Origin of the sequence: Methanoregula sp. (genome assembly GCF_028712425.1) — an archaeon.
Lineage (GTDB): Archaea > Halobacteriota > Methanomicrobia > Methanomicrobiales > Methanospirillaceae > Methanoregula.
Genome location: NZ_JAQTQD010000016.1, coordinates 1 through 19,690, shown reverse-complemented (window position 1 = coordinate 19,690; position 19,690 = coordinate 1). Strand labels below are relative to the sequence as shown.

Sequence of the window (19,690 nt, the reverse complement as noted above, 5' to 3'; positions counted from 1 at the left end):
CGCACAATACAGGCATACGCGGGTTTTCCCTGTGGTGTTGCGTGGTGCAGCCAGACAATACGCTGATATAATGCAAGATCACCTGCCATGGCTTACCCCTTTCATCGCTTGAAACCGGTCTTGTCCCGGCAGGATTTTTATGGTTGTACGCGTTACATCTGCTTGATGTCCGGACGAATACATCTGGTAACAGCAGGACTTCTTTTCATGCTCGTTATCTGCCTGTCTCTTTGTTCCGGATGTATTTCTACAACGGTGGGCAATACCTGGTACGAGAACCAGTCCGTCAGGACAACGATCAGCCATGCCGGAGAACCGGCAGACCTCACCGTGCAGGTCACCGTGTTCAAAATCGGCCACATTGACCAGCACATCTATACCGTGCTCAGTACTCCGGTTTCGCTCTCCCGGGGGGATACGCTTGTCACCATCCCCGTGGATCTGCCGCCCGGATCCTACAAACTCTATGTCTATGTCCTGGGAGACAATGACCGGAAGACGGCGGTAATCCGTGACATAACCGTGTGATCCTCATGACGCTGTTTGGGAAACCTCTTATCGATGCAGCCCGGGGCATGGGACCCGCCGACATGATCTTCGAGAACGCCACGATCTTCAACCCGTTCAGCTGTTCCTGGGATGAGGGGACGCTCGCGGTAAAAGACGGGATCATCCTCGGCATTGGCGAATACGAGGGAAAAGAGACCCGCGACTGCTCCGGGAAGTACCTCATCCCCGGCCTGATCGATGCCCATGTCCACATCGAGAGCTCGCTCCTTACGCCTTCCGAGTATGCCCGGCTGGTCGCGCTCCACGGTACCGGCACGGTCATTGCCGACCCTCACGAGATCGCGAATGTTGCTGGTGTCAAGGGCATTGAGTACATGCTTGCGGCCCGGAATGGCGCAGCGATTGACATCCTGTATATGCTCCCTTCCTGTGTGCCGGCAACACCCGCTGATGCGGGCGGGGCCGTGCTGGATGCCCGAAGCCTCCGGCAGTTCGTGGGCAAAGAGGGGATCCTCGGCCTTGGCGAGATGATGAACTTCCCCGGTGTCCTTGCTGCTGATCCCGGGATTGGCGAGAAACTTGCGCTTGTGAAAACCCGTGACGGGCACGCCCCGATGCTCTCTGGAAAGGACCTCAACGCGTATATTCTTGCAGGCCTCCAGAGCGACCACGAGTGCACCACGCTTGCAGAGGCGGAAGAGAAACTAAAGGCTGGCATGCACATTTTCATCCGCGAAGGCTCGACCGAGAAGAATATCGAAGCGCTCATCCCGCTCGTGACCCCCAAAACCGTCTCCCGCTGCAGCTTTGCAACCGACGACTGTCATGCCGACCTGCTGATGGATGACGGTCACATCGACCGGTGCATCCGCTCCGCCATCGCTTCGGGTCTTTCACCGGAACTTGCCATCCGGATGGCAACGCTCTCTCCCGCGGAACACTTCGGCCTCCATGACCGCGGTGCGCTCTCTCCCGGGCGGAGGGCGGACTTCTGCATGATCGATGACCCGGAGAAGTTTGTTGTACAGGAAGTTTTCCGGCATGGAACCGCAGTGACGGCCGCCGCAACGGTTCCGGCTGCTGCGTTCCCGCCCTCCATCCGCTGCAGGCCACCGCAGCCGGAAACGATCCAGGTCTCCGGCAGCGGATGGGCACGCGTGATTGGCCTTGTCCCCGGCCAGATCGTCACTGAGGCGCTCGCGTATGAATTCAGTCCCGCCGGCATTCCTGACCGGGCGAGGGATATCCAGAAGGTGGTTGTCTGCAACCGGTACCACGATGCACCCCCGGGCCTCGGGCTTGTGCATGGCTTCGGGTTCCAAAACGGTGCGATTGCGTGCAGTATCTCCCATGATGCGCACAATATTGTTGCGACCGGCACAAGCGACGATACGATCCTCCGGGCCATTCGCGAGGTTGTCCGTGCACAGGGTGGCATGGTCGCTGTCTGTGGGGATGAGACAACAGTCCTCCCGCTCGACGGTGCCGGCCTGATGTCCACGCTTCCGTACCCGCAGGTTGTGGAACGACTCAGGGCGCTGCACAGGACAACGGAAAAGATCGGTGGGATTGACAACCCGTTCATGTATCTCTCGTTCCTCGCGCTCACGGTCATCCCGGCCCTCCGGGTCACCGACCGGGGCGTCTTCGATGGCGTTGCGTTCCGGGACGTGCCGCTCTTTGAAGGATAATCAGGGGAAGAGGAGGATCAGGATGGCCCCACCGACCATCAGGACGGCACCGGAGATCCTCCGGAAAAGATCTTTTTCACGGAACACGAGTGTGCCGTAGAGAACCGTGATGAGGATACTCATCCGCTTGATGGCAATGACATACGGCGCAATCTGGTCAAGGTATGCCGTGTTGATCGTGATTGCTTCGATCGTTATGATCACGCCGATAACGATTCCGGGTACAAGAAGATCGCGCAACGGGATGTTAATGAATCCAGTTCCAGAAGCCGAACTGATGGATAGCGTACCAGTCCCCACTGTTGTGGACAAACGTTTCAGCAGGTGGATTAGGAGAAATGCACTCCCGAGGACAAGAAATACCACGCCAGACCCGAACACCACGTCGGAATTGAGCACGACCATCTTGTCAAACCCGATTGCAATCGCGTAGAGGAATGAAACCACAAACATGGAGAGGATGCCGGGGTGTGAAATCATTGCCCGGAACGGGTCCAGGAGGTTAGTGTGTTCAGCGGAGGTATTGAGGACATAGGATCCAGCAACAATGGTGATAATACCGGCGATCCCTATGAAGGAAGGGACCTCATGCAGGATCAGGGCCGCCGTAACGACAAGAAAGAGCGGCGTGAACGAGAGCATCGGTACCGCAAGCGAGATGTCTGTGGATTTCAAAGCCCGTAATGTGAGCGTGGTGGCGACAACATTGATCGCGGATGTGACAAATACGGCAAGAAAAAAATCAGCACCAAGAGTCGGGATACCCCGTACGGTTACAATGGTTAAGAGAAAGAGCGACGTGAAGAGGAAACCGGATGCTGCCAGTATATCTGGCTCAACGGTCTGGAGGAATTTCTTGTTTGCGATAAAATATGCAGCATTGGCACACGCACCGATACCGGAAAAAAGTGCCCAGAACATGGTTGTCTATTGATACGATATTGGCAGCGATTGTATCCATTCCTGCGTTGTCATCACCTGCGAGAACCGCATCTGCTGGGTGACGAGGATTGCGCGGTGGAGCTCCTCGGCGCTGACCGAGCCGGCACGGTTCGTGATGGCAAGGGTCCCGGTTGCATCTGACAAAAATTTCACCGTGTACCCGCGATGGAATGCCTGCCGGGCGGTTGTGTCGCAGCACATCTGTGTCATGTAGCCCGCGATCGTGACCGAAGTGATCGTATGCTCTTTTAACCATGCTTCGAGGTTTGTCCCGGTAAAGCTGCCGGGCAGGCTTTTTTCTACCAGGACGTCACGCGGGCGCTTCTTTATCTCAGGGCGGAGTTCCCATCCCGGTGTCCCGGGAACAAAGGTTGCAGCACCGGCGGCCCGGTTTGAATGCTGGATCACAACAACAGGGATGCGGGCAGCATGCGCGGCATCCATTGCCTGCAGGATGTTGACAAAACTCCCGTACGGGAAGGTTACCGGGAGTTTCCCGGAAAAGTATTCGTCCTGCACATCGATGACCAGTAATGCTTCGCTCATGACTCTTTTTCCTCTTCAAACGTATTCCGGTCAATTTCCATGCAGAGGAACGGAACCTGTTCGCCGTTCACCAGTTCCGTGCATTCACCACAGGGCCGGAAGTGGAGTGATTCGTACAATCGCTGCGCCCGGGGATTATTCTTTCTGACGATCAGGACGATCTTCCAACAGGCAGCATCGGAAAAACCGCGTGAGAGTACCAGGAGCGCGACCAGTCTTCCATATCCCTGCCCGAGCCGGTGGGGGTGGAGGGCGATCCGGAACTCTGCGCTGCTGTCGTCGTTTTTTGCAAGGAGCGCGAAGCCGATAATCGCATTCCCGTCTTCCGCAACCAGGATCTCCGTGTTCTCTCTGTCCCGGTATTCATCGATCCAGCCCTTGTCACGGAGGGCGTAATCGAGCATGCTGAATTCACTGGGGTATGGCGGCCATGATCGGATACAGGGAACATCATCCGGCCGGAGCGGGCGAAGGGAGAGCATACAATGGATATCCTGGTTGTCTACTACAAGAAAAATCCGGGCGAGGGTTCATGAAGGGAGGACAAGGAATTTCCGGATCGCGGAGGGGGTTTTGTCTGCTCCCATGATCCCGATGGCGAATTCGCCCGATGCCTGGATCTCGCCATGCGCTTCCCACGTGTTGATACCGCACGTTCCTTCGATAACGGTTGTCCGGAACGATCCCTGGTTGTCAAGGCTGACACCGGCATCCATCTCCCCGACAGCAAAGATCGTGTACACCATCTCCTTTCCCGCGGGAAGGTTTGTCGTTCCCCGGATCGTGAATGGCTGGTAGGCAACCGGGCTCCCGATTTCATCGATCGCAATCCACGGCGTGGTGTTTGTCGTGTTGGTCTCCGGGCAGGCATCCGCCACGGGTGTCAAAGAGGGGGTCACTGAGATCGTTGCTGATGGCAGTTCCCGCACAAGGAACTCGCGCTCAACCCCGCAGTCGTGCACGATGCGGTACCGGCCCGGTTCCCAGCCGGTGGTGACGAAGGTATACTGGCGGGTTGACGCACCCGGTGCAAGCGATGAGCCTGAACCATTGTCCGGCCTGGAGTTACCCATCTTCGTGCTCCAGGTTCCCCTCGGTGTCTGCGTTATCACGGAAAACGCCGGGGGATCCCCGGCACACTGGAGCGTCCCGCTGCCGTCATTGGTCACCGTGAACTCAACCACTTCCCCAATGTTGTAGATGTCCGTGTCCATCTTCACGTAACCGGACAATGCATCGGGCTGGTTGATCGTGGCCCGGTAAGAAGCGACGATGGAGCCGGGATCGGATATTGCATTTTCACTGGCATTGAGCGTCCCGGCCGGGGCAGTGCAACCTGCGGTAATCGCGAGGCTCATTGCAAGGAAAAAAACCGCAACGAGCAACGACCTCTGCATCTGGTTCACCGGTTTTTTTGTTATTAACACGTGTCATGACTTTTGTGTATGGCGCGATAAATCTGTTTGGTTTTTTAGAAGGGGGCTAAGCGTGACAATGCGGCCGTGCCGGACTGTTCAGCGGCATGCGAACCCGGGCTGCAGGTTTCCGTATAATGGGGGGAGGGGGAGGTGCAGGGATGGATCTTTTAGGGATTTTATGGTGAGAGAGAAATGTATCATTGAATTGATTATGGTATCTGGGTGATCAGTCTTCGGCTATTCCTCATACTCCCATTTTTTGATCAAGGTTTCGCATTCCGGGCGGGGAAGCCAGCGTTTGTTATTCAACATGAATCTCAGTGCAGACGCAGCTTCTTGTGGCCGCAGGATTTCTCCTTTGATTATTTCATCGAGAAGCCAGAGCGTCCCGTGATACTCGATCCGGGAAGCGTCAGCCAGTTCCCGTAACGGGCCGTCGTTTGAAAGGAGCAGTGTATGGTGTTTCTGGCTCAAAAAAAGAACGGATATATCTTCGAGAGAGAGTTCGATATGATCCTCTTGCAGGACGAGTATTTCTTGAGTCTCAATATCATTGAGTGCCAGAATTTTGAGTCCTAATGAAGCAAGTTGTTTTTCGGAATATGTGTCGGAGATCTCATACGCGACGATATCGGATGTATGAAAGTCAAATGGCAGGAGAAATAGAGTATCGAAGATCTTCCCGGCCAAGAAATCGAAGAGGATATTTGTATCGATACAGCATGGTCTCCTGCTCATTCCCATTCCTCACTCACACGGCACGGCTAAAAGGGGAGATTCGTCTCCTTTCAGTTCATTGAACCGGGATTGTGAAATCTTATTTTCAGTCAGGGCCCGGAGAAGGAGGAGTTCGAACTGGGTTGGAATCTCAGGTTTTACCGGTCTGCCGGGCTCCTTCACATGCCAGCCATGCGAGCGCATCTCGACCCAGTGCCGATCGGCCGCCGCTTCTGAGATTATCCCGAGGTTCCTTGCTCGGTAGATCAACGCGCCCATGCTGATCCCGTACTTGTGTTTCAAGACATAGAGCTCCCGCAGGTCGAGCATCCTTCGCTTCGGACCAAGCTCAGCTATCGCCACCTGCCGGGGGAACAGAAAGGCACCTGCAAACCGGAAGGCAGCTGCCTCTTCATCAATCCCTTCATCAAGGTTCAGGAGCAGATGCCCCAGTTCATGTGCGAGGTTGAGGCGGCGCCGGTCTCCGGGGAATGCTTTATTGACAATGATGAGCGGGTGTTCATTGTTATATTTCATTGTCAGTGCATCGAATTTTACCGGTCCCTGGACAACTCCGACCTTGATCCCATGCTGTTCCAGTACGTCCATCAGGTTTTCAATAGGGTTGAGCCCCAGATTCCAAGCCTCGCGAACCCGGACGACAACGTCTTCGATCTCGTCGATTGATGACGCACGGCATGATTCTGGATCCGGCAGGTCGAGCGGTTTTTCCGATCCGGTGATCTGCTCGACCAAGAGATACCTCTCCAGCCAGTCTGAGGTCTTCCCGAGGATATGTGTCTCATCCTTTTGCGACAGTGCCTTCCGAGCACGGTACACGGGTTTCGTAAGCCGGATCGTGGAAGCCCGGAAGAAGTACGCTGGCCTGACTTCGAGCGCTTTCGCTAAAGCGATAAGAACTGTCGAGTTTGGCGCGATGGTCCCGTTCTCGTATTTCGAGATCGCCATCTTGGTAACTCCAAGCTTTCGCCCGAGCGCTTCCTGCGTTAACCCGGCATTAATCCTGGCTGATTTTATGCGTTCACCGAATGCCATCTCAACTACCCCTCTCATCTCTGGTTTACAATCTGCTGAAAATTTGCCAATAAAGTAAACTATTCAATAACATATAAATTCGATGGATGAAACCATACCATATTGAACAACATTTAACGACATTATTAGAAGAATTGTATCGGCAATCTAACCAGATGTAACACTTTCAAACCATGAAGCAAAGATTTAAATGATTTTGATTGGATCTTAAGATCTAAGCAGTTCATAGCTGAACTGCTGCGGAGTAATAGACAATGACATCAAAAGATGTTAAACGCGGAATCGCATACGAGAAAAGAAAAGCGGACGAGCACGGCGCCCGGCATATTGGCGGCCCCGGTATGCATGATTATGAGCGGGGTGACAAACTCGGCGAGGTCAAAAACAGAGGAAGCCCGGTTACTAAACCTGAATTACAGCGGTTGATTCACGACAAATGTGTGAGCGAAGTTGACAGCAGGGGCGGGTTCACCCAGCCGGCAATCGATTATCGCAACCGCTATCAACCGGATATTAAACTGATCAGTCAACGAAAGGTCATCCGATAACAGTGCACGTTTCTTTAAATGGGGTTAGCCGGGAATATCCCGCCCCCTACCTGTAGCCAACCCAGTGTCTGAAAATATTGGTTTGGGTTCATAAACAATAACGCGGTTATAATCCGTTATGCTATTCTTACAAGGACTGGATATTTCTTCATACTCAACGCCAGTCAAAGGAACCTATCGATTTCTCCTCCGACGTTCGCAGTCATAATTTACCAGCAAACGCCTTCCCCAGCACCGCCTGCGTCATCCGCTCGCACCGCCGACCCGCCGCAGCAACCTCGCGATCAATGGCATCCGCACGCTCGAACAGCAAACCGACACGCCGGACGATCTCGTGCTGCTCGGCAAGGGGCGGGAGGGGGATGAAAAAGACAAAATATGACAATAGTGAACTCCTTGAACTCAATTTTTATCTCCTTTTACCTGGTTGCATAATTTACATAACCACTGCCCATTTTCAATCGTAGTTGCTCCCCCTTTACTATGTGGGATTATGTGATCGGCATCCCCTTTATCAAAAGGAGTGACTTTTTTACAGATTTGGCATACCCCTGATCCTTTGTGATAGATTGCTATTCGTTCCCATTCATTGAAATCCCGTTTTGGATCTTTTGGAGTAAGAGACTGGTTATATTCTAAAAATTTTGAGATTAGAATATCAGTTCGTTTTTGAATCGAGATTCTGGAATCTGCCGATGTTTTCCGGTATGTTTTATAATCATAATACGGAGCGTTTCCTTCCCCCTCACTGGATTCAACCTGAGTGAATTTTGCAATAAATTCACGACTGAACTCTTTCAAATTAATTGTCACATCATTGGTCGCATAATTGTCAAGAATATGTTTTGCGAGCAGGTAGAACGAGATGAAATCTGCACTGCGTCGTATCAGCTTTGCATCTTCGCCAAATTCACTATCAAGGAAATTAAGGACCCGAATGATTCTCTTCTTATTTGATTCAGGGGGATATGCGTGCTGATATGCGGTATACAATTCCTGAAGTTGCGGATATTTTACATCGGTTATTTGATCTTTTAATGTCAGGACGTATATTTGAGCGATCATGTAGCGATGAGCGAACCGGTAATTGTTGATCCCAAGGTGTGAAAAGAATGGGTGAGTTGTCAGGTCAACGATCTCATTTCGTAAAAAGCCGATCATTGCATTGAGTTTTTCAGCTGCATTTAGTGGCAGACCTTCCTGTAACCGTAAAAATACTTTACATGTCTCTTCATCATCCACGGTGTAGAGAATGACTGCGTAGATTGGATAGGTCAATATCTTGTTTTTCAGGTACTCGTGCAATTCGGAGAAATATTTCTTATCTTTGAATTCTGGGGTAATTTTTGGATTTATTGGATATTTGTCCTTTAAGAATTCCTGGAGAATTGTTTTCAAGCGTTGCTGACCATCCAGACATTCGTACCGACCATCAGATATCTGCCGAAAAAAAATGGTATTGATATTGTAACCTCTTAACATCGAATCAATGAGCTTTTGTTTCCGTGTGATGTCCCAGACTTCTCCCCTTTGAAATTCCGTATTGAAAATAATTTTATTGGCGTCATTAAGTGCTTGTAATTGCCCGACGACAAAGGGTGACGGCGGTGAACATGGCAATGCCTGTAAAAATTTTATCGAAGAGGCGTCTACCATTTTTTCTGGTTCCGTAACGATTTCTGTTGTGGTTTCCGGATTTTGATTTGCCATCGCTGATCGCTCCATATTATTATTTTTCCGCCCCTTCAACGATCTTGATCTCCTCGTCCGTCAGCCCGTACAGCTTGTACACCAGCTTATCAATCGCCGCATCCGTTGCCTCGATCTGCCGCTGGAGCAGCGTCTTCTCGTGATCAACGCGGGCGTCCTGCAACTTTTTGTTCAGAGGCGAAGAATCATTGTGGGTTCTTCTCGAAATCCATTTCTGATCATCAGGTCAGATATGGATTGCAGCATCTGCGTGACGAGCGAGACCATGCGATCGTGCCGGGCTTTGTCGGAGGGATCGGCGAAGTTGATGGTGCGGATGGGGAGTATAACGATCGAAGGTTGTACAAAAAAAAGCGATATGGCTAACATGGCATCGCAGAGCCCGGCACGTACCGGCGGACATCAACCTGTGCCCCGCTCTTTGCCATGCGCTCTGCGATAGTCAGGATTTCGTGAGCGATATGCTCATCAACATAATCCTCACCGCAGTTTGTGCAAATACGTGCAGGGACATCTTTTACGACAAGAGTCATTCCATCCCGATCAAAGGTGACGGTCGTCGTGCCTTCTTTGGTTTCCCCGTGTTTGCAGATTACGCACTTCATGATTTCCTCCGCGTAAAATTATCAGACCATGAATGTGGGTCCGGTTCGTATGCTGTGATAACAATTGCTTCACGATCTACATTATTGTATGCCATGACGACATGAAGCGGACGATTACTGACGGTTCCTGAAACAAGACAACTGGGGTAGGGGGTGTCATCAGGATAATCTTCTATGACGGTACCAAGTCCAAGCAATTCATGGATATCAGAATCCGTAATTCTCCGCTGGAACATTTGCCGGAGTGCATGGATACGGAACGTCAGATGCCGGTATACCGGATATTTTTTCGAGGTCATTTCCCGCTCCTCGAAGAACTCCTAAGAGTTCTTCTCATGCCAGCAACTGCCCGTTCGGTCACTTGCTGCCACCCTCCACAATCCCAATCTCCTCCTCCGTCAGCCCGTACAGCTCGTACACCAGTTTATCGATAGCCGCATCCGTTGCCTCAATCTGCCGCTGGAGCAGCGTCTTCTCATGATCGACGCGGGCGTCCTGCAACTTTTTGTTCAAATCAAGCATCTGCGTGACGAGCGAGACCATGCGGTCGTGCCGGGCTTTGTCCACGGGGTCGGAGAAGTTGATGGTGTGGATGTCGACATTATGTCTCCATTGCGCGGGTGTGCAGAGTTGAGTTGCCGGCATGTTCTAAAGTTCCTGATTATTGAATGTTCTCGTCATTTCATCGGTCTGCAGGATTATCCGGTTCATCGTTCCGGTACATTTTTTCCGGCAGTTTTGTCTCTTTGAGCATCCGGTCAAAATCGCTCTCAAAAAGCCGGTCCTGAACAATACGGTATTTTTCGAATTCCGTCTCCGCAAACTCTTTTGCCATCTCTGCGGTTACTTTTCCGCCACCTTCAAGCAGGTTTCGGTCATCAGATTCAAGGAACCGGTCGAGACGTTTTGCCCAGTCTTCCATGGTCATGGGAATCTTTCGTCTGGCACGGTCTTCGGCAAGATCGAGCCATGCGTTGACAATCCGGCCAAGCGATTCAAGCTCTGTTGAGGTCAGGTAATTTTTTGCAACCACGACATCGATCTTCAGGATCTTTCCGTCCGGACTATTCTCCCATGAGGTCAGACCCATGTGATCGTTTCTGCTGTCAGCCCGCAGTTGGATCAGTTCAGCTGCGGTGTGGCCGTGAATTGCATAATGTAATTTGTTCTGGACTGTGGCAAAAAAATCCCGGGTTGTCGGGGCATCCCTGTTGTAGTCAAGGCTTGTTGCATAGATATCGGTGATCTTCTGGTAGAACCGTCTCTCGCTGAGGCGGATCTCCCGTATCTCGGCAAGCAGGCGCTCAAAGTAATCCTCGCCAAGGAACGTACCGTTTTCCATCCGCTTTTTATCCAGTACGTAGCCTTTTATCGCAAATTCCCGCAACACCCGGGTTGCCCACTGGCGGAACTGGGTGGCTCTCTTTGAATTGACGCGATACCCGACCGAGATTATGGCATCGAGACTGTAGTATTCAAGATTTCGCGAAACTTCACGACCGCCTTCAGTTTGAACTGTTCGGAATTTCCGAATAGTTGCCACCCGGGTCAATTCACCGCTCTCGTAAATATTTTTCAGATGTTCATTGATATTTGGAAGACCCACATCGAAGAGCGCTGCCATCATCTTCTGGCTGAGCCAGACTGTTTCATCCTCGTACCTGACTTCGATTGATTCCTCGCCAGCGGTTGTTGACGTAAAAATCAGGAATTCTGCTGTGCTGTTTCGTATCAGGCTCTTTTCCTGTCCGGTCATTTCCCCCCACCTTCCACAATTGCAATCTCCTCGTCCGTTAGCGTTCTTGACTTTTCTTAACTAGAAATGATTAAAAATGTTGTCCAGACATTTTCAGAATATCGATCTGCTGCTGCTTTCGCTGACAAAGGTAGATAGTACCATCCTGCTATAATCGAACAAATCACTTCAGTAGAACATAAGAGCATTCCGAAAAATAACAACTTCTCGCCACCATTCAACCACAAATTTGTGAATATTATCGTTCCAATGATGGAAAAAAATAGCCATATCCATCGGCTTCCCATCAAATTTCGGTTAAATCCATACTCCATATTATGTTTTTTCCAGATTCCCTCGGGATCATTGCGATAGAGAAATGTTTTAACGCGTAAAAAAGCAGCATCGATTTGCTTATCACCTTCAACTGGATTCATTTTTTCCAGCTCCGTAGATAACAAGGAAATTCCAAATTGTTTTTTAAGAGAGTTATGGATTTTTTCTTTGAATTTCGAATCAAATTTTGAATCACTCCAGCGTAGGAATCGGGTTGATGGTGCCCCACCCCATTTACTCCAAAGATCCGGTTCAATTTTTTTCCCATGATGTTTTATAACAAACGAAAGGGCGTAAATAAAAAAAACCAGCACAACGGTTTCGCCCAATAGATAATTTAGAGAGCTGATAAGTTCGGGCAAGATGAAAACTGCCAATAATGCAAGAGGGGAAAAAACAATTATTGAAGGAGCAAATCGTGCCCTAATTTCATACGAATCTAGCCAGTCCATTATTTCCCGCCATATGAATCAAACATGTATGGATGCAGTCCTTCCTTGGTTACGATCATCATGAATGTTGAGAGGGGCACCGGATCGAAAACTGTTTTTATGTTTTTTATCTCTTGCCTATCGATTCCACTCATTTTTTTTACGCCGTTAGGATGAGAATGCCAATCACCAATATAATTGATCAAACCACCGGTAAGATTTGCAATTTCTGAAATTTTTTCACGAACCCCCTTAACACCTCTCACGAATCGATGTGGCTCACAAATGCTATCCGGGGGTGCAGGCAAAAAACGCGTTACATACACAATTTTGTTCTTTTCTTCAATGTGACCAAATAATAGCCCGCCAATTTCGTTTCGACCCGAATCACGAGCATATTGCATCATTGATCGTTTAACCTCCTCCTTTACCCTTATCTCCCATTTCGGATTGTTTTCACAAGGGATCCTTACAATAGGCGAGATTTCAAATATCCGATCTGAATGGTTTCCAGATTCTCTATTGATGTATGAAATTTGTAAATATCCCGATTTCATCTGTTTGTTTTCTTTGATTATTTTCCGATAACTGAGAGAAAATGAAGAACTATGCAATGAGACAGTGTCGTCAGCTAGCCTCATCGTATCCGAATTGCAACTAATTCCTATATTTATTTCTTCTAATGTAGCGTCAGAATTTGAATTGCGTTGCTTTTCAGTTGTCTTCAGCCAATCAGATATTTCTGGATGATCAATAGCTGAATCAAAAAGATAGTATAAGATGTCATCAAGTCTGGGATTTCGTTTTGGGCCCTCAATTGACATGAGTCCAAGATTCCCATTATCGGCAATCTCACAACGACAGACCGATAGGGCGGAGGGTAAGTTTTTACAGGATACTAATGCGTTACGGATTATGGGAGATGCTGTTGCATCGATTAACAAAGTATGGTTGCATAATATTCTGTTATCTCTTCCTACAATCAGATCCAATGCATTTTCTTGTATTGCCATTGCGTTGATTGAGTCATGTTCTCCATAAAATATCCCCTCCGTTACCTGCTTCAGCGCCTGCGCTTTATTCAGGCCCAATTGTTCGTGCAAAAGACCGTGACGGATCAAATTATGCGGTGAAAGTTCATCATTATCAACGAATGTTATCTTTTTGCATTGACCACTTTTTATTAGGTGTAGAGCAAATTTTGAACCAATGGCTCCACATCCTAATAGTAATATTTTTCCAATATCGTAATCCGGAGGCGTGGAAGAAATTTCTCTTGCACGAGCCAATGTAAGCGGAGATCTATGACTCATACACATTACCCTTTCATCAAGTTTACTAGTTTCACGAAGTTTATTTCCACATGTCTTAAACGATATTACAAAATTTAGTAATTCAAGGTGTGAATCAGTGTAAATTATTTTTTGAGGCCGAGGAATAACAATTGTCACAGGGATACCTCCAAAAAGCTGGAGATTTTTTGACAAAAAGGTGTTTATCGCTTCTTTAAGAGGAATTCCCAAATCTTCAGATAAAGTGATAAGATCGGTGAGTGTGTCGGGTAATTCTGCACAATACTTGGATTGAAATGGATCTTTTGAAGGCCAGGCAAGAATCCCAAAACAATAGCGATCTGCATTAAATCCTTCCTGGAAATTGACTATCTTTATTTGAGCTTCTTTGAGATCTGCAATGATGGAACCCGTTGTAGAAATTTTCTCCAGTCTTATCGCATAATCGGTACGGTTCCCTACCAATGGATCCTTCTCCGGATTATTTAGCAAAACATAACGTAAATAGCAAAATCCCGATTTTCCTCCTTTTAATTTCCATTCGTTGGCAATTTTGTTAAATATTTGAGTACGTTCGAATATGCAAATTCCCGTAGCTTGATCAATTCTTGTGAATTCAAATCCATCTTCTTTGATTAATCGGTTACTTGCGGCGTCGGTTAGCCAATCTCGAACTCTTTCAATGTAATCGATAATGTCGTGTTCAGAGAACCATGTGTCAATACTTCCACGGTGTAAACAAAAATTTGCAGGACTTCCTGGACGTTTAGGATTCAGATGGGGGAGGCGATCTTTCGGAAAATCAGTACGATTCGACCAAGCAGTTGGGGCTTTATACGGATAGTATCTTTTGTCCAATAATAGGAAACTTGGTTCAGTTCTTTGAATATCAACACCGTTAACCGGACCGCGTGACGGAAGATTAATTATTAGCTCGAACGGGATTGCAACCAAATTCTCTTCATATTGCAACACTGGAATTTTTTGGTCAGGAAAATATGATCTGATCTCAGCAAGTGCCAGTTGTATATCCTTACTTAGATCAGCCTCTTTTTCTGGAAGTCGGGATGACGTGAATGAGAAATCAGCCATAGGTACGAGGGGTCCCACTTATCTTACGAATGGCCGATCTGTAGATGTTTGGTTGAGACCGCGATGTTGTCTTTTCTCGTGGCCCATTTTTAGTCATAATAAAGGTTAATGGAAGGGGAGATTTTGATCCTGGTGGATATTCACTTGTCACGAAAAAATTTTCCGCTCCAACAATTTTTACATACTCCTCTTTTGCAGCAAAGTGGGGTGGATTGATGTCGTCATCTTTAATCGGATTGCACGACGCCACAATTTTTGCTCCGTCACGTTTCTTGTTCAGGAGATCGATGGCAGATTTGCAGGGCTTGTTGTTATCTTCCTGAGGGGTTTCATTGAAGAATGTCCACGAACAGTGATGAGGTGCCATGAAAATATCCCATTTTAAGGTGTTTTCATCGTCACTTCGTTGAAGAATTTCATCCCAAATTTCATACTCAGAATCCCCACCAAAAAATGCCAAGGCAGCATTTTTCTCCCCATCGATATCGAAACGAGCTTGGAGAACGACGCTTGTATCGTTTCTTTCACCCCATTTTGAGTCAGTATCTTTTTTAAATGGTGCATGGACGAAGAATGAGAAATCCTTCAACACGTTCCCGTTTACAAAATTGATTGAGTTTCCGGGGATTGTAATTATTTCATCAAGTCCTTCAAGATCGCTTTTGTCAGAATCGCCAATAATACGAATCCGGTTGCCCGGTGTTTTCTCGGTTTTTTTATCCAAGTATACTTTTTTTCTTCGTTCAGCTTCCTTACGAATGGCCTTGGCGGTATCGCACATATCTTTCTCATGAGGAGAGAATATTCTTGGTGTAAACCATAACTCATCGATCCGAATTAATCCATTCTTTTTGTCAGTTTCAGAATATTTTGATGGGTCGCCTGTATAAAAGGTCTCACTGAATCCCCGACAATGATCTTCGTCGGGGTGTGTTAGAATGAACACATCTACGAATGGAATATTATTATCATCTTTTTTTAAATTGGATAACAGATATTCGTGAACATCATATACGGATTCTTCATTTTCATCTCTGGAATCGTTCGTTATGTTACAATCGATGAGGATAGTACTTTCATTAGATAATTGAATCAAGCTTGTATCCCCATTTCCAACCGGAAAATATGTGATCGATGGATCTATCATGGAATACCTCCCAAACGATCAATTGCTGATATAATATATAAACTAAAAAGTGGGCGGTGTGAAACTGAACAATTAGTCCAATCATCCATCAGTTCGATCACTCTCTGTTTTCAATTACAGCAATCTCCTCGTCCGTCAGCCCGTATAACTCGTATACCAGTTTATCAATCGCCGCATCCGTCGCCTCGATCTGCCGCTGGAGCAGCGTCTTCTCGTGATCGACCCGGGCGTCCTGCAACTTTTTGTTGAGGTCGAGCATGGCAGTGACGAGTGTTACCATGCGGTCGTGACGGGCTTTGTCAGCAGGGTCGGTGAAGTTGATGGTGCGGATGGGGAGCTGCTCGATATATTGGGTCATGTAATGCGAATATCCTTCTCGCATCACGGTGCAAATTCGTTGATAATACCAAAACAATAACTTTGAGTTGAGCAATCCGAGAATATATTCGTAGGATAAATCTGTATTTTGAAGAAGAATCCCATATCCGGTTTTAAAATAATAACCATCACGATCAAATGCATATGCTGATGTGATGTGATAGAACGGACAGATGATCTTTGGTTTTTGGAATAAAATCATGCTCTTTGGATACCCAAACGCCCACCAATCTTTTCCCTCAAATTTTCCCTTTTCGCGATTTGTTAAGAATTTTTTATGTCTTGTAAAATACTCGAAAGCCAAGGGAAATTGAGAAGTCATCTCCTCTTTTGAGTAGAGCTTGAAATTCGTATCTGTTATCTCATAAGGACTGATGAGCGCAAAATCAGTTTTCAAGGGTTCGAATCTACGAATGGAACGCCCTTTCAAAAACCATTTTGTGATATTTTTTTCAATCGTAATTTCCTGATTTTCTGCTTTAGAATAACCTGTGATCAGATTATCTTGAACTTTACATTTTTGAAGAACAAAAATATCTTCGCCACTTGTCTGAGTCCCAACAAAAATATGAGCAATCCTCTTGAAAATAAAATCCATTTCCTTCAATTTTTCAAACAATGAATTTCCTGATCCTACAACTAGATTCCAATCTGCCGCTCCAACTTTATCTGAGGGCAAATTACCATCGACAGCAGAACCGGTATTTTTCCATGTCTCTATGTCATCCACTTTAACGAAATGAAATGCAGTATTCTGACAATTTTTTAAAAACAACAAACATGTGTAAGTCGTTGCACCAGTGAAAATCTGCTGATGACCAAAATGAACAATTTCTTTGAGACTGTTGTCTTTGGAAATTAATGTCCGTAAGGCTTCGCCATATTGTGCTGTGAAAAACTTGTGGGGTAAAATATATCCGAGCAATCCGTTCTTGGTAAGAAGTGACCGTCCCTTCTCCACAAACACAACGTAAATATCATAATTCCCTTTACCAGCAGTGAGGAATTTTTTCTTGTAGAATTCCACTTCCGTTGGTGCCCATTCTTTCAACATCTGGATGCGGATATACGGCGGATTCCCAATCACCGCATCGAACCCGCCCGCCTTCATCACATCGGCAAACTCCCGGTCCCAGTCGAACGGGTTGATCCGCTTCACTTCCTCCGCAGGCATCTCCGGTGTAATGATGTCCGTCCCGATCAAAGAGTTCCCGCACTTGATGTTCTCGTGCAGCGAAGGAAGCGCCCGTTCCGCGAAAAGCTTCAGCTGCTTATCGATGTTCTCCTCGTTCTCCTCTTCGAGAACTTTTAAGAGAAGCGAGAGTTTCGTCACCTCGACTGCGGCCTGGTCGATGTCCACACCGTAGATGGTGTTTAAGAGAATGCGCTTCTTCTCGGCCGTAGTCAGGCGCCAGTCGCTCCGCGAGCGTGTTGCATCGCCGGTCGTGCCGGCCTTGTACACCGGGAGCTCGACCTGCGTCAGTTTCTTCTTGCCCCGCGGCGTGGGCTCGGGAAGCAGGGCGAGGACGGCCGGGTCGGTCACGGATTTCTTATCGATAAAGACCGGGACGAGGTTTGCGATGTACCAGTCGCGGTGCCAGTCAAGGAGGAACTGGTACGCCCCGATCAGGAATGAACCGGAGCCGCACGCCGGGTCGAGGACGCGGAGCTTTGCCACGTCGCGGGGGGTCTTGTCCTTCACGAGTTCACCGACCGTGTGCGCAACAATGTATTCCACGATATACTGCGGGGTGTAGAAGACGCCGCCCGCCTTCTTCACTTCCGGCTTGAACTCCACCTTTGCCTGGTGGCCTTCCGTGAGCCGGATAACTTTCCCCAGGAACTGCTCGTACACGTGACCGAGGATCGCGGGCGGGATGACCGAGAAGAGGTACGGGGTTTCGGGATAGTAGAGCCGTTTGATGATCCCTTTCAGGACCTTGTCGTCCACGGAAACGGAGAGCGAGAGAGTGTCCGGAAGTTCGTTCCTTCCCGGCTCGTCATCGAAATGGAAGAGGCCGGAGTTGTACTTCGCGTCAGCGTTCCGGAACAATTCGCAGAGCCGGGCATACACGTTCTCGCCTTCGAGAAGTTTGTGGAGCGTTGTGTACTCCTCGATCCCCCGGTCTTCGCAGATCCGCAGGAAGAGGAGCCGGTCGATGGTGCGCTGGACAACCGTGTTGAGCTCGGCAACCGAGAGTTTGTCGTTCCGGATCGCGATGTTCTTTGCGAGTGCGTCCCGCCATGACTCGATCTCGGAAAGGATATCGTCATCAACCGCAGCCGTCCCTTTCTTCCCTTTGTGCGATGCAGCGTACCGGTCGAATGATCCTTTCAGGATACAGTCCTGCGAGAAGACACTGACCAGATAGTCCCACTTGGCCGGGATATCCTTGTACGTGAAATACTCGATCCGTCCCTTCGCAGCCGTGTCGCCATTCTCCGGCTTGATTGTGCAGTCATAGATCGCCCACTCTTCAAAATTCGTCAGGATAGAAAGCGGGAGTTTTGCGTTCCAAGCATACCTTCGGAGCTGGAGAGCTGCATCCGCATCATCCCTGATGTGAACGGACGGCTTCTTGGTCTCGACAATGAATTTCCGCACGCCCCCGATCCGGAACGTGTAGTCAAAATATTTTGTTGTCCCCCGGATCCTGACCGGCTCTTCGTGCAGCACTTCCCGGTACGCTTCCGAATGTCCCTTGTTGTTGTTCACATCCCAGCCAAGTGCGTGGAAAAACGGATCGGTGAAATCCTGGCGGAGTTGTGATTCATTGTATTTCTCCTGCCCGCGGATGTAGGCTTCGCGATGGTATGTGTACTTTTCAACAAGGGGCTGGATGGATTCGGGGACTGCCATTAAAAGAAAGTGGTGCGCTCAATCGCGTTAAAGATGTTGAAATATATTTTTAGATTATTCGGGTCGGGAAATTCAAATTGAAAATGCGATTCTACCCTCTCCTCGCTTATGCTCGGAGTTGCTCTGGGGTCTGCCGACCCCTCGCTGGGCAACGGCATGTCCGCATGTTCGCATACAGGTAAGTGCGTAGCGGAAAAGTCGGCAGACCTTTTCCGCGTCTGCCTCCATACTCACATGAGCGTAACTTTTCATAACCAAAGTCTACTCAAAAATTTTTCATTATGGTCCGCTTGATCCGAATAAACATTTCAATCATGATCATGATCGCGTTTGAAAAATTTTGAGTGGAGTCCGACAAAATATTTTCCGGCAAGGTCTGCTTGAAAGCAGATCAATAATGGTCTGCTCAAAAAAATTTCAGCAGGGTCTGCTTGCATAAATGGATCGATTTATGACGGTGAGCAGATTTGCATTTTTCCGGTTAAGACAAATCCGTTTAACTTTTCATGAGCAAAGTCTGCTAACATTTTTTCAATCAAAGTCTGCTCAAAAAATTTTGCTCTGTAGAAATGCTTTGAACGAGAGAAAAGAGAACGGCGAATGACCAAAAGATCTAAGGTACATTGTCTCCATACCAAGATGTGTGCTCAACTAGTAAGGAGACAAATAAAAGATC

General features: G+C 48.2%; 20 protein-coding genes. 3 read left to right on the top strand and 17 right to left on the bottom strand.

All coding sequences use genetic code 11. The annotated features are described in order from the left end of the window. Nucleotides 1-165 precede the first annotated feature (165 nt). Entirely contained in the window at nt 166-528 is a 363-nt protein-coding gene (locus PHF39_RS09530; protein ID WP_300223356.1) for a hypothetical protein, read from the top strand. 5 nt (nt 529-533) lie between these two features. Next, nucleotides 534-2,201, top strand: coding sequence for an adenine deaminase (gene ade / locus PHF39_RS09525; RefSeq protein WP_300223354.1), 1,668 nt, complete (start codon nt 534-536; stop codon nt 2,199-2,201). Here ade and PHF39_RS09520 read toward each other — a convergent pair whose 3' ends face one another. The 6 genes from PHF39_RS09520 to PHF39_RS09495 form a co-directional block, all read right to left on the bottom strand. Next, nucleotides 2,202-3,122 (bottom strand): DMT family transporter, encoded by a 921-nt coding sequence (locus tag PHF39_RS09520; protein WP_300223352.1) that lies wholly within the window; start codon nt 3,120-3,122, stop codon nt 2,202-2,204. It abuts the gene before it with no gap. A 6-nt stretch (nt 3,123-3,128) separates the two neighbouring features. Beyond that, complete coding sequence (locus PHF39_RS09515; RefSeq protein ID WP_300223350.1) at nt 3,129-3,689, bottom strand: cysteine hydrolase family protein; 561 nt, start codon at nt 3,687-3,689, stop codon at nt 3,129-3,131. Then, on the bottom strand, nt 3,686-4,171 hold the full coding sequence (locus PHF39_RS09510) for a GNAT family protein (protein ID WP_300223348.1): 486 nt from the start codon (nt 4,169-4,171) through the stop codon (nt 3,686-3,688). Before PHF39_RS09510 ends, PHF39_RS09515 begins: the two co-directional genes overlap by 4 nt. Before the next feature lie 48 nt (nt 4,172-4,219). Further along, nucleotides 4,220-5,086 carry a hypothetical protein gene (locus PHF39_RS09505; protein WP_300223346.1) on the bottom strand — a complete coding sequence of 289 codons (867 nt, stop codon included), beginning with the start codon at nt 5,084-5,086 and terminating at the stop codon, nt 4,220-4,222. 258 nt (nt 5,087-5,344) lie between these two features. Next, nucleotides 5,345-5,845, bottom strand: a complete 501-nt coding sequence (locus PHF39_RS09500; protein WP_300223344.1) for a hypothetical protein — start codon at nt 5,843-5,845, stop codon at nt 5,345-5,347. Nucleotides 5,846-5,854: 9 nt separating this feature from the next. Continuing rightward, on the bottom strand, nt 5,855-6,898 hold the full coding sequence (locus PHF39_RS09495; protein WP_300223342.1) for an XRE family transcriptional regulator: 1,044 nt from the start codon (nt 6,896-6,898) through the stop codon (nt 5,855-5,857). 236 nt (nt 6,899-7,134) lie between these two features. Between PHF39_RS09495 and PHF39_RS09490 the strand changes: the two genes are divergently transcribed. After that, complete coding sequence (locus PHF39_RS09490) at nt 7,135-7,428, top strand: hypothetical protein (RefSeq protein ID WP_300223340.1); 294 nt, start codon at nt 7,135-7,137, stop codon at nt 7,426-7,428. A gap of 202 nt (nt 7,429-7,630) precedes the next feature. Here the strand turns inward: PHF39_RS09490 and PHF39_RS09485 are convergent, their stop codons facing one another. The 11 genes from PHF39_RS09485 to PHF39_RS09435 form a co-directional block, all read right to left on the bottom strand. Beyond that, nucleotides 7,631-7,834 carry a hypothetical protein gene (locus tag PHF39_RS09485; RefSeq protein ID WP_300223338.1) on the bottom strand — a complete coding sequence of 68 codons (204 nt, stop codon included), beginning with the start codon at nt 7,832-7,834 and terminating at the stop codon, nt 7,631-7,633. Beyond that, entirely contained in the window at nt 7,831-9,153 is a 1,323-nt protein-coding gene (locus tag PHF39_RS09480) for a DUF262 domain-containing protein (protein WP_300223336.1), read from the bottom strand. The genes PHF39_RS09485 and PHF39_RS09480 overlap by 4 nt, the downstream gene beginning before the upstream one ends. Nucleotides 9,154-9,157: 4 nt before the next feature. Continuing rightward, nucleotides 9,158-9,301, bottom strand: coding sequence for a hypothetical protein (locus PHF39_RS09475; protein ID WP_300223334.1), 144 nt, complete (start codon nt 9,299-9,301; stop codon nt 9,158-9,160). Between the two features lie 199 nt (nt 9,302-9,500). Further along, nucleotides 9,501-9,743, bottom strand: a complete 243-nt coding sequence (locus PHF39_RS09470) for a type II toxin-antitoxin system MqsA family antitoxin (RefSeq protein WP_300223332.1) — start codon at nt 9,741-9,743, stop codon at nt 9,501-9,503. Continuing rightward, on the bottom strand, nt 9,740-10,042 hold the full coding sequence (locus PHF39_RS09465) for a DUF4258 domain-containing protein (protein ID WP_300223330.1): 303 nt from the start codon (nt 10,040-10,042) through the stop codon (nt 9,740-9,742). The genes PHF39_RS09470 and PHF39_RS09465 overlap by 4 nt, the downstream gene beginning before the upstream one ends. Before the next feature lie 58 nt (nt 10,043-10,100). Then, a complete protein-coding gene (locus tag PHF39_RS09460; protein ID WP_300223328.1) occupies nt 10,101-10,388 on the bottom strand; it encodes a hypothetical protein in 288 nt (95 codons plus the stop codon). 37 nt (nt 10,389-10,425) lie between these two features. Continuing rightward, complete coding sequence (locus PHF39_RS09455; RefSeq protein ID WP_300223326.1) at nt 10,426-11,499, bottom strand: virulence RhuM family protein; 1,074 nt, start codon at nt 11,497-11,499, stop codon at nt 10,426-10,428. Between the two features lie 56 nt (nt 11,500-11,555). After that, complete coding sequence (locus tag PHF39_RS09450; RefSeq protein ID WP_300223324.1) at nt 11,556-12,266, bottom strand: hypothetical protein; 711 nt, start codon at nt 12,264-12,266, stop codon at nt 11,556-11,558. Further along, complete coding sequence (locus PHF39_RS09445) at nt 12,266-14,629, bottom strand: ThiF family adenylyltransferase (RefSeq protein WP_300223322.1); 2,364 nt, start codon at nt 14,627-14,629, stop codon at nt 12,266-12,268. The genes PHF39_RS09450 and PHF39_RS09445 overlap by 1 nt, the downstream gene beginning before the upstream one ends. Next, nucleotides 14,622-15,776: a hypothetical protein gene (locus PHF39_RS09440; RefSeq protein WP_300223320.1), complete on the bottom strand. Its 1,155-nt coding sequence runs from the start codon at nt 15,774-15,776 to the stop codon at nt 14,622-14,624. Before PHF39_RS09440 ends, PHF39_RS09445 begins: the two co-directional genes overlap by 8 nt. 97 nt (nt 15,777-15,873) lie before the next feature. Next, nucleotides 15,874-19,014, bottom strand: coding sequence for an N-6 DNA methylase (locus PHF39_RS09435; RefSeq protein WP_300223318.1), 3,141 nt, complete (start codon nt 19,012-19,014; stop codon nt 15,874-15,876). Nucleotides 19,015-19,690 lie beyond the last annotated feature (676 nt).